Source organism: Plesiomonas shigelloides (genome assembly GCF_900087055.1).
Lineage (GTDB): Bacteria > Pseudomonadota > Gammaproteobacteria > Enterobacterales > CAMTGL01 > Plesiomonas > Plesiomonas shigelloides.
Genome location: NZ_LT575468.1, coordinates 3084446 through 3099520 on the forward strand (window position 1 = coordinate 3084446; position 15075 = coordinate 3099520).

General features: G+C 52.9%; 5 protein-coding genes, 2 tRNA genes and 2 rRNA genes. 3 read left to right on the forward strand and 6 right to left on the reverse strand.

Annotated features, from left to right (window positions below; all coding sequences use genetic code 11):
* Positions 1–137: 137 nt before the first annotated feature.
* The 6 genes from NCTC9997_RS13755 to NCTC9997_RS13780 all read right to left on the reverse strand — a co-directional run bounded on the left by NCTC9997_RS13755 (position 138) and on the right by NCTC9997_RS13780 (position 10257).
* Positions 138–3041 (reverse strand): 23S ribosomal RNA (locus NCTC9997_RS13755).
* Positions 3042–3236: 195 nt separating this feature from the next.
* Positions 3237–3312 (reverse strand) — tRNA-Ala (locus NCTC9997_RS13760).
* Positions 3313–3349: 37 nt separating this feature from the next.
* Positions 3350–3426: transfer RNA gene (locus tag NCTC9997_RS13765), tRNA-Ile, on the reverse strand.
* Positions 3427–3500: 74 nt separating this feature from the next.
* Positions 3501–5042: ribosomal RNA gene (locus NCTC9997_RS13770) — 16S ribosomal RNA — on the reverse strand.
* The 16S and 23S rRNA genes sit together here with 2 tRNA genes alongside, the layout of an rRNA operon.
* Positions 5043–5565: 523 nt before the next feature.
* Positions 5566–9048: a PAS domain-containing hybrid sensor histidine kinase/response regulator gene (locus tag NCTC9997_RS13775; protein WP_064978267.1), complete on the reverse strand. Its 3483-nt coding sequence runs from the start codon at positions 9046–9048 to the stop codon at positions 5566–5568.
* Between the two features lie 75 nt (positions 9049–9123).
* On the reverse strand, positions 9124–10257 hold the full coding sequence (locus NCTC9997_RS13780; RefSeq protein WP_064978268.1) for a 3-phenylpropionate MFS transporter: 1134 nt from the start codon (positions 10255–10257) through the stop codon (positions 9124–9126).
* A gap of 234 nt (positions 10258–10491) precedes the next feature.
* On the opposite strand from NCTC9997_RS13780, the gene NCTC9997_RS13785 reads away from it, so the two are divergent.
* The 3 genes from NCTC9997_RS13785 (at position 10492) to acs (ending at position 15003) form a co-directional block, all read left to right on the forward strand.
* Positions 10492–12342, forward strand: a complete 1851-nt coding sequence (locus tag NCTC9997_RS13785; protein ID WP_064978269.1) for a DUF294 nucleotidyltransferase-like domain-containing protein — start codon at positions 10492–10494, stop codon at positions 12340–12342.
* 5 nt (positions 12343–12347) lie between these two features.
* Positions 12348–12971, forward strand: a complete 624-nt coding sequence (locus tag NCTC9997_RS13790) for a 3'-5' exonuclease (protein WP_064978270.1) — start codon at positions 12348–12350, stop codon at positions 12969–12971.
* A 70-nt stretch (positions 12972–13041) separates the two neighbouring features.
* Complete coding sequence (acs, locus tag NCTC9997_RS13795; protein ID WP_010864836.1) at positions 13042–15003, forward strand: acetate--CoA ligase; 1962 nt, start codon at positions 13042–13044, stop codon at positions 15001–15003.
* Positions 15004–15075 lie beyond the last annotated feature (72 nt).

Below are 15075 nucleotides of genomic sequence, written 5' to 3' on the forward strand. Positions count from 1 at the left end.
TGTTTCTCTATCGCGTACACACTATGTTGTTGTGTCTCGCGCCAGAGTTAAAATCTAAAAACAAGCTAAATAACTGATGTATTGTTCTTTGAACAAGTAACCGTGACTTCATTCTTCCAACATCACTTTGGCGTTGTATGGTTAAGCCTCACGGGCAATTAGTACAGGTTAGCTCAACGTATCGCTACGCTTACACACCCTGCCTATCTACGTCGTAGTCTCCAACAACCCTTTAGGAGGCTTTAAGCCTCAGGGATGACTCATCTCGGGGCAAGTTTCGCGCTTAGATGCTTTCAGCGCTTATCTCTTCCGCATTTAGCTACCCGGCAATGCCACTGGCGTGACAACCGGAACACCAGAGATGCGTCCACTCCGGTCCTCTCGTACTAGGAGCAGCCCCCCTCAATCATCCAACGCCCACGACAGATAGGGACCGAACTGTCTCACGACGTTCTAAACCCAGCTCGCGTACCACTTTAAATGGCGAACAGCCATACCCTTGGGACCAACTTCAGCCCCAGGATGTGATGAGCCGACATCGAGGTGCCAAACACCGCCGTCGATATGAACTCTTGGGCGGTATCAGCCTGTTATCCCCGGAGTACCTTTTATCCGTTGAGCGATGGCCCTTCCATTCAGAACCACCGGATCACTAAGACCTACTTTCGTATCTGCTCGACCTGTCCGTCTCGCAGTTAAGCTAGCTTCTGCCTTTGCACTAACCGCATGATGTCCGACCATGCTTAGCTAACCTTCGTGCTCCTCCGTTACTCTTTAGGAGGAGACCGCCCCAGTCAAACTACCCACCAGACACTGTCCGTATCCCGGATTACGGGACAACGTTAGAACATCAAACATTAAAGGGTGGTATTTCAAGGTCGGCTCCACGCAAACTGGCGTTCACGTTTCAATGCCTCCCACCTATCCTACACATCAAGGCTCAATGTTCAGTGTCAAGCTATAGTAAAGGTTCACGGGGTCTTTCCGTCTTGCCGCGGGTACACTGCATCTTCACAGCGATTTCAATTTCACTGAGTCTCGGGTGGAGACAGCCTGGCCATCATTACGCCATTCGTGCAGGTCGGAACTTACCCGACAAGGAATTTCGCTACCTTAGGACCGTTATAGTTACGGCCGCCGTTTACCGGGGCTTCGATCAAGAGCTTCGCTTTCGCTAACCCCATCAATTAACCTTCCGGCACCGGGCAGGCGTCACACCGTATACGTCCACTTTCGTGTTTGCACAGTGCTGTGTTTTTAATAAACAGTTGCAGCCAGCTGGTATCTTCGACTGAGTTCAGCTCCATCCGCAAGGGACTTCACCTACCATCAGCGTGCCTTCTCCCGAAGTTACGGCACCATTTTGCCTAGTTCCTTCACCCGAGTTCTCTCAAGCGCCTGAGTATTCTCTACCTGACCACCTGTGTCGGTTTGGGGTACGATTTCTGGTAACCTGATGCTTAGAGGCTTTTCCTGGAAGCGTAGTATCAGCTACTTCAGCACCGTAGTGCTTCGTCATCACGCCTCAGTGTTAATGAAAGACCGGATTTGCCTAGTCTCTCCACCTTCACGCTTAAACCGGGACAACCGTCGCCCGGATAGCCTAACTTTCTCCGTCCCCCCTTCGCAGTTACCACAAGTACGGGAATATTAACCCGTTTCCCATCGACTACGCTTTTCAGCCTCGCCTTAGGGGTCGACTCACCCTGCTCCGATTAACGTTGAACAGGAACCCTTGGTCTTCCGGCGAGCGGGCTTTTCACCCGCTTTATCGTTACTTATGTCAGCATTCGCACTTCTGATACGTCCAGCATGCCTCACAGCACACCTTCAACCGCTTACAGAACGCTCCCCTACCCAATAACACCTAAATGTCATTGCCGCAGCTTCGGTGCATGGTTTAGCCCCGTTACATCTTCCGCGCAGGCCGACTCGACTAGTGAGCTATTACGCTTTCTTTAAATGATGGCTGCTTCTAAGCCAACATCCTAGCTGTCTAAGCCTTCCCACATCGTTTCCCACTTAACCATGACTTTGGGACCTTAGCTGGCGGTCTGGGTTGTTTCCCTCTTCACGACGGACGTTAGCACCCGCCGTGTGTCTCCCGGATAGCACTCTACGGTATTCGGAGTTTGCAAAGGGTTGGTAAGTCGGGATGACCCCCTAGCCTTAACAGTGCTCTACCCCCGTAGGTGTTCGTCCGAGGCGCTACCTAAATAGCTTTCGGGGAGAACCAGCTATCTCCCGGTTTGATTGGCCTTTCACCCCCAGCCACAAGTCATCCGCTAATTTTTCAACATTAGTCGGTTCGGTCCTCCAGTTAGTGTTACCCAACCTTCAACCTGCCCATGGCTAGATCACCGGGTTTCGGGTCTACACCTTGCAACTAATTCGCCCTATTAAGACTCGGTTTCCCTACGGCTCCCCTATTCGGTTAACCTCGCTACAAAATGTAAGTCGCTGACCCATTATACAAAAGGTACGCAGTCACACCACGAAGGTGCTCCCACTGCTTGTACGTACACGGTTTCAGGTTCTATTTCACTCCCCTCACAGGGGTTCTTTTCGCCTTTCCCTCACGGTACTGGTTCGCTATCGGTCAGTCAGGAGTATTTAGCCTTGGAGGATGGTCCCCCCATCTTCAAACAGGATACCACGTGTCCCGTCCTACTCATCGAGCTCACAGCAATGCGTCTTCGTGTACGGGGCTATCACCCTGTATCGCCGGACTTTCCAATCCGTTCCACTAACGCATCCACTGATTCAGACTCTGGGCTGCTCCGCGTTCGCTCGCCGCTACTAACGGAATCTCGGTTGATTTCTTTTCCTCGGGGTACTTAGATGTTTCAGTTCTCCCGGTTCGCCTCGTTAAGCTATGTATTCACTTAACGATACCTAAGTTATCTTAGGTGGGTTTCCCCATTCGGACATGGTTGGCTATAGCGCTCCATCCCAGCTCACCAACCCTTTTCGCAGGGTAGCACGTCCTTCATCGCCTCTGACTGCCAAGGCATCCACCGTGTACGCTTAGTCACTTAACCATACAACCCAAAATAATGTCGGGCTGAATGTCAGTCACTAAACTGGTCGTTGCCAGTTTCTCAAGTCGCTTGTTCTCAAGAACTTCAGTTATTTTTCAGCTTGTTTTCAAATTTTTAAAGAGCATGTCGAGAATGACTTACGTCACAATGACCATATCGCAAAATAAACTGTTGATTTCAATTCATTTTGCGATATGGTGGAGCTAAGCGGGATCGAACCGCTGACCTCCTGCGTGCAAAGCAGGCGCTCTCCCAGCTGAGCTATAGCCCCGACGTTTTTCTTACTTTCCACTTTCTTGTACAAGAAGTGGTGGGTCTGAGTGGACTCGAACCACCGACCTCACCCTTATCAGGGGTGCGCTCTAACCACCTGAGCTACAGACCCATCGTAATTGTCGCTCGTATTTATTAACCAAACAATCTGTGTGAACACTCAGCTTAAGCGCCGAATATCTCAGGTAAGGAGGTGATCCAACCGCAGGTTCCCCTACGGTTACCTTGTTACGACTTCACCCCAGTCATGAATCACAAAGTGGTAAGCGCCCTCCCGAAGGTTAAGCTACCTACTTCTTTTGCAACCCACTCCCATGGTGTGACGGGCGGTGTGTACAAGGCCCGGGAACGTATTCACCGCGGCATTCTGATCCGCGATTACTAGCGATTCCGACTTCATGGAGTCGAGTTGCAGACTCCAATCCGGACTACGACATACTTTATGGGATTCGCTCACTATCGCTAGCTTGCCGCCCTTTGTATATGCCATTGTAGCACGTGTGTAGCCCTACTCGTAAGGGCCATGATGACTTGACGTCATCCCCACCTTCCTCCGGTTTATCACCGGCAGTCTCCTTTGAGTTCCCGACCGAATCGCTGGCAACAAAGGATAAGGGTTGCGCTCGTTGCGGGACTTAACCCAACATTTCACAACACGAGCTGACGACAGCCATGCAGCACCTGTCTCACAGTTCCCGAAGGCACCAATCCATCTCTGGAAAGTTCTGTGGATGTCAAGAGTAGGTAAGGTTCTTCGCGTTGCATCGAATTAAACCACATGCTCCACCGCTTGTGCGGGCCCCCGTCAATTCATTTGAGTTTTAACCTTGCGGCCGTACTCCCCAGGCGGTCGATTTAACGCGTTAGCTCCGGAAGCCACGCCTCAAGGGCACAACCTCCAAATCGACATCGTTTACAGCGTGGACTACCAGGGTATCTAATCCTGTTTGCTCCCCACGCTTTCGCACCTGAGCGTCAGTCTTTGTCCAGGGGGCCGCCTTCGCCACCGGTATTCCTCCAGATCTCTACGCATTTCACCGCTACACCTGGAATTCTACCCCCCTCTACAAGACTCTAGCTTGCCAGTTTCAAATGCAGTTCCCAAGTTGAGCTCGGGGATTTCACATCTGACTTAACAAACCGCCTGCGTGCGCTTTACGCCCAGTAATTCCGATTAACGCTTGCACCCTCCGTATTACCGCGGCTGCTGGCACGGAGTTAGCCGGTGCTTCTTCTGCGAGTAACGTCAATGCCACTAGGTATTAACTAGTAGCCCTTCCTCCCCGCTGAAAGTGCTTTACAACCCGAAGGCCTTCTTCACACACGCGGCATGGCTGCATCAGGCTTGCGCCCATTGTGCAATATTCCCCACTGCTGCCTCCCGTAGGAGTCTGGACCGTGTCTCAGTTCCAGTGTGACTGGTCATTCTCTCAAACCAGTTAGAGATCGTCGCCTTGGTGAGCCATTACCTCACCAACTAGCTAATCCCACCTGGGTTCATCCGATAGCATGAGGTCCGAAGAGCCCCCACTTTGGTCCGTAGACATTATGCGGTATTAGCTACAGTTTCCCGTAGTTATCCCCCTCTATCGGGCAGATCCCCAGGCATTACTCACCCGTCCGCCGCTCGTCACCCAAGGAGCAAGCTCCTCTGTGTTACCGCTCGACTTGCATGTGTTAGGCCTGCCGCCAGCGTTCAATCTGAGCCATGATCAAACTCTTCAATTTAAAGTTTGTCGCTCGAATAAACTGGCAAATAAATTGTTCAGTCACTCGTTTAACTTAATATCTTTTGGATATCAGCATTCTCAAACGAGTGCCCACACAGATTGTCTGATTAACTTTTTAAAGAGCGTTTCGCTTCGGGTTTCACCCTTAGCGACAGGACGCGCATTATTCCGCTTTCCTGTTGTGCCGTCAAGCACTTTTTATCATGCTCAACTGCGTTGTTTCGTTGACCACCGCCACCGTGATTTGCATCACTGCTGCCGTGTCAGTGGGGTCGCATTATAGGGATGCTACGGATCTTCGCAAGTAGAAACCTTCGATTTATGATGTGTTTGCACAAATAAACAGCAAGACAGCTCCTTTTCCCTCTAGTTCAGGCCTTTTACGCTGTATTTTGGATCTTTTTTAACCGAAACACTCTCTCTTCCCTCTCTAATAAGATCTTTTATTGCTTCGTTTTTTGTCAGCAATCGCCCAAACACCATCCGATCATGTTGAGTATGCACAGTGTTAAGTAGCCAGATCATCGCGGATCGCTCGATTGATGAAAGCTCTGTTGATAAAAGCTGTTGAGCAAAAGGCGCAATTTAAGGGGTTTAAGCGGTTTGGCCAAAAATGGATAACCCGCTTGCTGTACGGCCGTTAATACCTGTTGTGAGCGATCGGCACTTAAGACGGCGCCACAGCGAACCGGAAACTTGGCGTTGATGTGGTGTAGTACATCTAACCCGCTTAAGTTTTCCGCCAGGTGGTAATCCGTCAGGATCACCTGCGGCTGCCAGCCACTTTGCAGTAACGCTTGGACTTGATGCAGATCTTCGGCCAAACGCACTTCACATCCCCAGCGGCTTAATAGCGCTTGGAGCGCATCTAAAATGCTGACCTCATTATCGACGCACAAAATGCGCATGCCTTGAAACTCAGGCAATGGCATTTGCTCGGTTGGTTGACGACCGACGACAGTGGCTGCGGGCAGTAATTGGCGGATCCGCGGCACTCGAATACTGAATACCGAACCTTTGCCCAACTCGGAGTGCACGGTGATGCCGTGCTCCAATACGCTGGCCATCCCTTTGGCAATCGCTAAGCCTAAGCCCAGACCATTTTCTTTGGCGGTTCGGCTGTGATCCAAACGGGAGAACTCTTCGAAGATGATCTCCACTTTATCAGGCGGGATCCCTTGCCCGTTATCCCAGACTTGGATCCACACATCTTTGCCTTGGCGACGACAACCCAAGACCACCCGACCGCAGGGCGCGTAACGAAAAGCATTGGTGAGAAAGTTTTGTAAGATGCGGCGCAAAAGCTTTTTATCACTGTTGACCCACATCTGCGTATCCACCACCTCTAAACGCATCTGCTGAGCTTGCGCCAAAATGGTGAATTCACTGCGCAGGTTATCTAGCACATCAAACAGATTAAAATCAGTGCGCCGAACGCTCAGTTTACCGGCCTCAATGCGCGACATATCCAGCAAATCACTGATCAGCTCTTCGGCGGAGGTCATCGCCTCTTCCACTTGCGCCGCCAAACGGCGTGCTTCACCGGCCGGTAAAATCTCTAATAAAGAAGCGTTGAATAACTTGGCGGCATTCAGTGGCTGCATCAAGTCATGGCTAACGGCAGCCAGAAAACGACTCTTGGAGTGCGCGGCTTGATGCGCCGCTTGGGTCGCCGCCACCAGCTGCTGATTGAGTAAGGTCAACTCGCGAGTACGATCTTGCACCCGCGCTTCCAGTGTTTCGTTGGCCTCCAACAGGGCATTTTCCGCTTCGATGAATGGGGTGATATCGGTAAAACTCATGACAAAGCCGCCGCCGGGCATCGGATTACCTTGCAGCTCGATAACCCGCCCATCGCTGCGGCGGCGGGCTGAGCGATGTGAAGTGCCTTGCTGCATATGAGCGACACGTCGACGCACTTGGGTTTCAACATCCCCAGAGCCACATAACCCTTGCTGCGCGTTATAGCGAATAATATCTTCAATCGGGCGGCCAACTTGAATTAGACCGGAGGGAAAGTTAAACAGCTCCAGATAACGCCGATTCCATGCCACCAGCCGCAACTGCTTATCTATCACGCTTAAGCCCAAATCAATGTGCTCAATCGCGCCTTGTAATAAGGTGCGCGAAAAATCAAACAGCTCGGAGGCTTCATCCACGATGGTGGCCACCTCTTCCAGCTGCATATCGCGCCCTTGTAAGGCCGAGGATAAAACCAAGCGCGCTGAGGAGGCACCAAACACCCCAGCTAATAAACGCTCGCTGTGGCGGATCAAATCCGCCGAAGCCAACGAAGAAGGAGTCAAAATTTGCTGATGTTGATCGGCAAAACGCATAAAGGCGCGCCGCGCGCGAAACTGGCCAAGAAAACGCGCCACCAGCGTTTCCAACTCTTCCACCGAGACTCGGCTCTGGTACAGAGTTTGGGTATCCTCTTCTTGTACCGGCACACCGGTAAAGCCCGCCGCTTGTAAACGCTCACTCAGTGATGCACGCGTCATCAGTGAAACCGCAATATATAAGCTGCTGTTCACCAGCAAACTGAGCAATGCGCCCCAATCGGCCAGTGACAGATGCTCTAAATAAGGAATGGCCGGCGGCGTAACCAGCCGCAGTAAGATGTTGGTTTCCGCAGTACCGGCTAATAACTGGGTTTGTGCCATCAACGCCAACAGCCAGAGAAAAAAACCACTGCACAAGCCGGCGTACACCCCTTTGCGGTTACCCAAGCGCCAATACAGGCCGCCAATCAATGCCGGCATAAACTGCGCCACGGCCGATAGCGATAAATAGCCAATTTCCGCCAACGCCGGAATGGGATCAATGGTGAGGTAGCACAGCCAAGCCAGTAAAAACAGTACCGCAATGGTCAAACGGCGGACATTCAACAGTAAACCAGCAAACTGATGATAGCTACGATGGGAAAAGCGTTTTTGCCGCAGCAGCAGCGGCAAAATCAGGTCATTGCTGACCATGATGGCCAGCGCAATGCTCGATACGATCACCATCCCTGCCGCCGCCGACGCGCCGCCCAAAAAGGCCAGCAACGCCAAACCGGAATGACCAAATGCCAGTGGCAGATTGATGACATAAGTATCGGCCGCCACTTGCCCAGGCAACACTGCCGCACCAATCAAGGCAATCGGCACCACAAACAGACTCATCAGCAGCAAATACAAAGGAAACACCCAGCGCGCCACATGCAAATCTTGTGGATGGCTGTTTTCCACCACCGTGGTATGAAACTGGCGTGGCAGGCAAATCACGGCGCTAACGGCCAGCAACAGATGGATCGCAAAACTGCTGAAATTAGTCGGCAAGCTCTGAGTCACTGTTGGCCACTGCCAAGCAATCTCTTGCTCTGCGGCTAACCAGACAATACCGGCTCCTACGCCAAGGAAGGCCACCAGCTTAACCAGCGATTCAAATGCAATAGCCAAGACCACGCCACGATGGTGCTCGGTAGCATCAATATGTCGAGTGCCAAACAAGATAGCGAACAAGCTCAGTGCAATGCCCACCAACAAGGAGAGCTGCCGATCGCTGAGGCTAGCTCGCGCAATCAGATCCGGAGCTAAAATGGTTAAACCGCTGCTGATGGCTTTGAGTTGCAAAGCGATATAAGGCAGCACGCCAGCCACACAAATCAAGGTGACCAACACGCCAATGGTCTGCGCTTTGCCGTAACGAGCAGCAATAAAATCAGCAATCGAGGTGATGTGTTCGCGTTTTGCAATCAGGATCATGCGCCCCAATAAGCGCCAACCAAACACAAACACCAAAATGGGGCCGAGATAGATAGGGATAAAAGACCACAAATCGCGACTGGCCTGCCCGACCGTGCCGAAGAACGTCCACGACGTGCAGTACACTGCGATGGAAAAGCTGTACACCCACGGTCGCCAAGCCGTATTACCGCGGTAGAAGCGGTCACCTAGCCAAGCCACCAGAAACAGCACGCCGAGCCAACCCAGCGTGACCAGTATGACGCCCCATCCCTGCATCGCGCATCCTGCAACATATCAATAACAAACCCCGCCATTGTGGCGGGGTTTCGGCAGGACAACAATCGCTTTTACTTACCCACGTGACGGGCGAAGCATTATGGCCGGAATAGCCAACAAGGCCATGCACCAGAAGACGTTACTGCCCAGACTTTCATACAGATAACCGGAGATGACCGTCATCACCGCAATACCACCACCGGTAACCAGCGCAGCATAAATGGCCTGCAAACGGATCGTATGGCTCTCGGGCTGCTCGCGGATAAACCGAATTGACGCCACGTGACATAAGGCAAACGTAATGCCGTGCATCAATTGCACCAAAATCAGTGCGCCCAAGCTTTGTACTTCAGCCAGCATGCCCCAGCGGATAAACACGCCGATGGCGGAAATCAGCAGCAAAGTACGAATCGCCCAACTGCTGACCACTCGACCGGAGAAGGCAAACACGAAGATTTCGGCCACCACACCAATCGACCACAACATACTGATGGTCGCCGTGCTGTATCCCAACGAACTCCAATAGATAGTGCTAAATGCGTAATAGGCTGCGTGCGAGCCTTGCAGCAAAGTTACGCAGAGCATAAAACGCACGACATTGGACGATTGTAAAACATCCGCGAAACTGACTTGACTACCGTGGCGCGTCGCCACATCAGCCGGCGCGGTACGTGGACGCATCCACCAGCACAGATTCAACACCACTAAGCTAATCAGTAAGCCCCACAATGCGGCGCGATAGTCGGTGAGCTGAATAACCCAACCAATCAACGTCGAACCGACAATAAAGGCCAGCGAGCCCCACAAGCGGGCGCGGCCATAATCCAACCCCACCTGCCGTTGCCAAGTATTTGCCAGTGCATCGCCCAGCGGGATCAGCGGACCATTGATCAGGTTAAACAGCACCATCACCACAAACAGCCACCACAGGTGCTGCTGGCCGAAGAAAAAGCCGCCGGCAGTCACCAAACTCAACCCGCCGAGTAAACGCAGCGCATGGATCAGTAAACCGGCATGCTTAACTCGCGGTGTCAGACACAGGTTACCAGTGAATCGCGCCGCCAGCCCCACGCCCAGCAATAAGCCGATACTGTCTGGAGACTGGCCGATGCCGGATAGCCACAGTGACCAAAACGGTAAATAGATGCCATAGGTGAAAAAATAGGTAAAAAAGTAGACTCCCAGCCATAAAGGCGACGACAGCGTCATCGGTGCTCTCCTAGCACAAAATAAACTCGCCCAACAAAGACCGCTACTCTGACAAAGCACTACTGGGGTTGCAACGTTTTGCGAAGGCTTGCTTCGATTCAGCTCAGCTTTGCGACTAAAGTCGCCTATTCAGCTGCGGTGAAATTGCTCAAACTGAAAAACATTCACCGTTGACCGGTGTCGGATTACCCGCCTCGACAGCCGGTAACGGCACCTGCTGCAGGGATGTATGCCATGACCGATATTCTCAATTTGGCGCGACCACCTTTTGATGTACTCAGCCCCGCGCAGCAACAGATACTGCAACAGCATGTGGATCTGACCTATTTTCGCGCCGGTGACGAAATCACGCGCAGCGACAGTCCCCTGGATGCACAATCACTGTATGTGATCCTCAAAGGTCGCGTGGCCGAATACAGTGCCGCCCATAGCGAGCCGCACAGCGACTATACTGGGGAAGATATTTTCGCCGCCTTTATCCGACCCGATCCCCATACTCTGACTCGCTTTCAAGCCGAAGAAGATACCATCTGCTTTACGCTGCCCTATCGGATTTTTCAGCAGCTGTGCAGCGAGAATCCGGATTTCAGCCATTACTTTACCGCGATGCTCACCGCTCGCTCACCGGATCACGACCCCGCGCTGCCGCCCAGTATGGCGGAATTTATCTTACAACCGATCCAACCGGCCATGCTCAGTGAAGTGCTGACCGTTGACGAACAGCAAACCCTTCAGGCCGTCAGCCAACTGATGTTTGCTCGTAAAACAGACTGCGCCCTGCGCCAGCATCAAGGTCAATGGTATATCCTAACCCGCACCACCTTGCTGCAAGCACTCACGCAGGAGAATCGACAACTCACCGATCCCATCGCTTTACTGCCGCGCCCAACGCTACAAAAAGTTCAGTTGGGCGATTCGCTGTTTAACGCCATGCAACGCATGATGCGGCATAACATTAAACGGATCGTGGTGGTCGATGAGCAGCAGCAACCGTGCGGGATCTTACACCTGACCCAAATTTTGAGTCTGTTCTCTACCCATACCCACGCACTCGCGCTGCGTATCCGCCGTGCGCGCACAATGGAAGAATTAATCCTCATCAGTGCCCAGCTGCCAATGCTACTCAATACGCTGCACCATAACGATGTGCATATTCGGGTGCTATGCCAGCTGATAAGCGGCTTAAATGAGTTATTAATAGAAAAGACATTTGCGCTCACCATCCCCGAAACCATCCAAACGCAGGTTTGCTTGTTTGTGCTGGGCTCGGAAGGGCGGCGCGAACAGCTGCTTAAAACCGATCAAGACAATGCGCTGGTGATTGCCGATGATCTTAATTGGCCAACCCAGCAAGCCGATCTGGCACGTTTCACTACCGCGCTATGCCAACTCGGCTATCCGCCCTGCCCTGGCCATGCCATGGTCAGCAACCCGCAATGGGTTAAAACAGTCAGTGTGTGGCAACAGGCCATTCAGCAAGCGGCAGCGCGCGGACAAGCCGATGATTTGCTGTGGCTGGCCATCTTATGTGACATGCAGGCAATTGCCGGTGAAGCAACCTTACTGACACCAGTACAACAGACACTGCATGAACAATTTCGGACTTACCCTTTATTACCTGCCGGCCTGTGCCGCACCGCGTTGATGTTTGAACCGCCGCTAAATCTGTTCGGACAATTGCGCACCAATGAACAGGGCGTGGATCTCAAACGGCGTGGACTGTTTCCATTGATGCATGGGGTACGCGTACTAGCAGCAGAAGCCGGATTGGAAAGCCACAACACCCTTGAGCGATTGCAAGCGCTCACGAGTCTTGGCGTGCTGTCGGCTGATTTTGCCGATGATATAGCGGCCGCCTTTCGCTTACTGCTGCGTTTACGCCTGCATGCCCAGCTGCACGCTGCTTCCCCCTCCTCGGCCGAACAGAGCACAGAGCTGGCATCCCCACACACTGCAACCTCACTTTCCGCCGCGCTCCAACCGGCGCAATTGCGCCATCGCGAGCGTGATCTGCTGCGTCATGCCTTTCAGGTCGTGCATCTTTTTCAACAGTGGCTGGCGCGCCGCTATGCCATTCAGGTCTGACGCTCATGGGTTTGTTACAGCGCTTGTGGTTACAACATCGGTTCCGACATAGCGAGCATGCACAACTGTTCGCACCGCCACTGCCGGATGAATGGGTTGCGCTGGATTTTGAAACCACCGGCCTCAATCCCCAGCGCGCCGAAATCGTGGCTATCGGTGCGCTGCGTATCCGGCATAACCATATTTTACTCAGCGAATCGCTGAATCTACGCCTGACGCCACCGGCCAGTTTGCAGGCCGATTCGGTGGTGATCCACCAATTGCGCCATCAAGATTTGCAGCAAGGCTGCAGTATCGAGCAAGCCTTAGCCCAGCTGCTGGCCTTTATCGGCAATCGCCCCTTGGTCGGTTATTACATTCGTTATGATGCGCATATTCTCAATCGCTACTGCCGCGAGCTGTACGGTTTTAGCTTGCCGCACCAACAAATTGAAGTCAGTACCCTGTATCACGACCGCGTCTTTCACCAATTACCGGATGCGTTGATCGATTTGGGGCTCGACAACATCTGCCGTCATCTGGGTTTACCTCTGCTGGCTAAGCACGATGCGCTGAATGATGCGCTGACCGCCGCGCTGATTTTCTTGCGCTTGCGCTATGGTAGCCGGATCTCTCATCCCAAAGTCTAATTGTCTAAGCGCGCCTTTAAGTTCACATTTTATTAACACGCAGTATGTGAATGTTGCCAAGGAGAGCGTTATGAGTCAGGTCCAGATCCATCCGGTTATTCCCGAGTTCGCCCGCACCGCACTGGTTACCCGTGCGGATTATGAGACCCTGTACCGCCAGTCCGTGAGCAATCCGGACAGTTTCTGGCGTGAGCAAGGCAAAATCCTGGACTGGATCCGTCCATACCAGCAGGTCAAAAATACCTCCTATGACTCCGGCCATATCAGCATTCGCTGGTTCGAGGATGGCACCCTGAATTTGGCCGCCAACTGTCTGGATCGGCACTTAGCCGAGCGTGGCGACCAAACCGCGATCATCTGGGAAGGCGACAACCCAGCCGAAGACAAAAAAGTCACCTATCGCGAACTGCACCAACAAGTCTGCCGCTTTGCCAACGCCCTGAAAGCACAAGGGATCCGCAAAGGCGATGTGGTCACCATTTACATGCCGATGGTCGTCGAAGCGGCAGTTGCTATGCTGGCCTGCGCCCGCATTGGCGCCATTCACTCCATCGTGTTTGGTGGATTTTCGCCAGAAGCCCTGTCAGGACGCATCATTGACTGCGGCGCGAAGCTGGTGATCACCGCTGACGAAGGCGTGCGTGCCGGTCGCAGTGTGCCGCTGAAGAAAAATGTCGATGAAGCACTGACCCATCCAGATGTCAAAACGGTGGAAAAAGTGATTGTTTACCGCCGTACAGGTAACCCCATTGCTTGGCACGAACACCGTGATTTGTGGTGGGATGCACTGACCCAACAAGCGTCCGATGACTGCCCGCCAGAAGAGATGAACGCTGAAGATCCACTGTTTATCCTCTACACCTCCGGCTCCACTGGCAAACCCAAAGGCGTACTGCACACCACCGGTGGTTACTTGGTGTATGCCGCAATGACCTTCAAATACGTCTTCGACTATCACCATGACGAGATTTACTGGTGTACCGCCGATGTGGGTTGGGTCACTGGCCACTCCTATCTGGTCTATGGCCCCTTGGCCAATGGCGCGACAACATTAATGTTTGAAGGGGTGCCCAACTACCCAGCGGTCAACCGCATGGCGCAGATTGTGGATAAACACCAAGTCAATATTCTGTACACCGCGCCAACTGCTATCCGCGCCCTGATGGCCAAAGGTACAGCCGCTGTAGAAGGCACGTCGCGTCAAAGTTTGCGTCTACTCGGCTCGGTCGGTGAGCCCATTAACCCCGAAGCGTGGGAGTGGTATTCCCGTACCATCGGCGACAACCGTTGTCCGATTGTCGATACCTGGTGGCAAACCGAAACCGGTGGCATCCTGATCACCCCATTGCCTGGAGCAACCGATCTCAAGCCCGGCTCCGCCACCCGTCCGTTTTTCGGCGTGCAACCGGCTATCGTCGATAACATGGGCAATATTCAAGATGGTGAGTGCGAAGGCAATCTGGTGCTGTTAGATGCATGGCCAGGCCAAGCCCGTACCCTGTATGGCGATCATGACCGTTTCGAACAAACCTACTTCTCCACCTTCAAAGGTATGTACTTCACCGGTGACGGTGCGCGCCGTGATGCCGATGGCTATTACTGGATCACCGGACGAGTCGATGACGTACTGAACGTTTCCGGCCACCGTTTGGGTACCGCCGAGATTGAATCGGCACTGGTCTCACATCCAAAAATTGCGGAAGCCGCAGTCGTAGGTGTGCCGCATGACATCAAAGGCCAAGCCATTTACGCCTACATCACCCTGAATGCCGGCGAAAACCCCAGCACAGCCCTGCACGCGGAAGTTCGTGATTGGGTACGCAAAGAGATTGGTCCGATTGCCACCCCAGATGTCCTGCATTGGACCGATGGGCTCCCCAAAACCCGCTCCGGCAAAATCATGCGCCGGATCTTGCGCAAAATCGCCGCCGGTGAAACCAGTAATTTGGGGGATACCTCCACACTGGCCGATCCAAGTGTTGTTGAGCGCTTAATCGAACAAAAACAGGCGCTGTACGCCGAAGCACAATAACTGACCAGCCCTGTCGTCGATAGCCTCCGCGCTCGGCAGGGCAATCCCCCTACAACAAGAAGAGCAAACACC

Coding starts and splice junctions, on each gene's coding strand:
- acs (WP_010864836.1), top strand. CDS start 13,042: ATGAGTCAGGTCCAGATCCATCCGGTTATTCCCGAGTTCGCCCGCACC.
- NCTC9997_RS13790 (WP_064978270.1), top strand. CDS start 12,348: ATGGGTTTGTTACAGCGCTTGTGGTTACAACATCGGTTCCGACATAGC.
- NCTC9997_RS13785 (WP_064978269.1), top strand. CDS start 10,492: ATGACCGATATTCTCAATTTGGCGCGACCACCTTTTGATGTACTCAGC.
- NCTC9997_RS13775 (WP_064978267.1), bottom strand. CDS start 9,048: ATGCAGGGATGGGGCGTCATACTGGTCACGCTGGGTTGGCTCGGCGTG.
- NCTC9997_RS13780 (WP_064978268.1), bottom strand. CDS start 10,257: ATGACGCTGTCGTCGCCTTTATGGCTGGGAGTCTACTTTTTTACCTAT.